Origin of the sequence: Albidovulum sp. (assembly GCF_049646345.1) — a bacterium.
Taxonomy (GTDB): Bacteria; Pseudomonadota; Alphaproteobacteria; order Rhodobacterales; family Rhodobacteraceae; genus Albidovulum.
Genome location: NZ_JBARVQ010000510.1, coordinates 1 through 1,874, shown reverse-complemented (window position 1 = coordinate 1,874; position 1,874 = coordinate 1). Strand labels below are relative to the sequence as shown.

The following is a 1,874-nucleotide window of genomic DNA, read 5'->3' as shown; positions in this document are numbered from 1 at the left end:
CGCAAAGCGGAGGAAATCCGGAAAGCAACAGGTGTAACCGTTCCGCTGCCCGATGAACGCGGCCCCGTCACAAATGCACTCATGGCTGCGATGATGCTGCGTCGCGGTGGTCATAAACAGCTGACATTTGACTTACGCTTGAATGACGGCACGCATGCGATGGATGCCCGCTGGCGCGATGCGAGCGAGAATGAGAAGAAATCCCGTGCGCGCTTTGCACAGAACGCAATGAAGCCGTCCGAGGTTGCGCCGGAATGGAACAAGGTCAAAGACCTGCTCGGCTCGCCAGATGATGCGCGGCAGTTCGTCGAACGCGCCATGTCTCGCTTTGGCGTGCCTCTCGAAAAAAAGCGGTCACTATACATTGCGCATGTTCATGCGCTGCAGGAGAGCCTGAGGGAAAAGCTAGAGCAACGAGGGCTCCAGAAATCAGTGAGGCTTGCCACTACGGAGCCCGCGCCTTCGGGCACTACCCTGTTGACGCGCACCCATCCACTGACGGCGTCTCTGGCGGAAAGCCTGGTTGAGGCTTCGCTGGACCAAGAAGCGCTGCCAGATCTAGGCATCGGACGCGTTGGAGCTTGGCCCACACCGGCGGTTTCGGCAATGACCCGTCTCGTGCTTCTACGGATCCGCTACAAGCTCACCATCCATTCCCGCAAGGAAAGACTGCTACTCGCCGAGGAGGCCGCACTCGTTGCCCTACAGGGGAATAGCATTGTCGCGACAGGAGACGCTGCGCGTGAAATGCTGAACACGCCAGCAATTGCTGATCTTGCGCAGATTGCGCGAGACCGGCTGGTGAACAATGCAAAGTCGGATTTGCCCCTATTCATTGAAGGACCGTTGGCGGCATTCGTGAAAAAGCGGGCGGAGCAACTCGTCGAAGATCATGCGCGACTGCGTGCTGCGGCTGGATCCGCCTCGCGTGTCAGCGTGGAGGCCGTGCTTCCACCTGACGTCATTGGAATGTTCGTACTGATGCCGGGCGAGGTTTAAGCATGGCCCGCAAACCCATTACAGATATGTCCGCATGGCCGTCGCTAAGCCTCGAGGGCAATCTCATCGCGCCCGCCATGATTGCAAAGATCGATCAGCGGGCCGCGCCCGAACAGGCGCCGGAGAACTACTCCGTTCGAAAGGGCCTGACGATCCGCGAAGAAATCTCGACGGCTTTCCGCGTCGGGCAGTCTCATTTCGATGCATTCGCCAAGATCGAGACACCAACTCAGGATGCCACACGTCGCTTTGTTTCGGGCCTCTTCAAGGAAACCTTCGGATACGACGATCTGCAGGCGGCTCAAGCCCCCATCGCCCTGATCGCAAGCGGGCGCGTACCGTTCGTCGTGGTGCCGACGTCCGAAACGCTCGACCGTCGCAGTCCGACTTTGTCCGTCGACCGGTCTCGCTCACCTGCGTTCGCCCTTCAGGACTACCTCAATGACAAGGACGAGGCGCTTTGGGGCATTGTCACCAACGGCACCCATCTGCGCCTCATGCGGGATAACGCCTCGCTGACCCGCCCGGCCTATATCGAGGCTGACCTCGCCCAGATCTTCTCGAATGAGGACATCGCCTCCTTCGCCGTCCTCTGGCTGCTGATTCACCGGTCCCGTTTCGGCAACGAAGGCGCACCCGCCACAGACTGCCCGCTTGAGGGGTGGCGAGAGACCGGTTCCAAGGAAGGTGAAGTAGCCCGGGATCGCCTTGCCGACCAGGTCCAGATCGCGCTCAAGGTGCTCGGTTCGGGTTTCCTCGAAGCCAACCCCGACCTCGCGACAAAACTGAAATCGGGTGAAGTGAACCTCACCGAGTGGTTCAACGAGCTCCTCCGCCTCGTCTACCGCCTGATCTTCCTCATGGTGGCCGAGGAC

2 pseudogenes are annotated in these 1,874 nt (G+C 59.9%); both read left to right on the top strand.

The features are described from left to right. Window positions 1–999: pseudogene (locus tag WBB85_RS12995) on the top strand (helicase); the annotation flags it as partial. 2 nt (window positions 1,000–1,001) lie between these two features. After that, a pseudogene (locus WBB85_RS12990) lies at window positions 1,002–1,874 on the top strand (Eco57I restriction-modification methylase domain-containing protein); the annotation flags it as partial.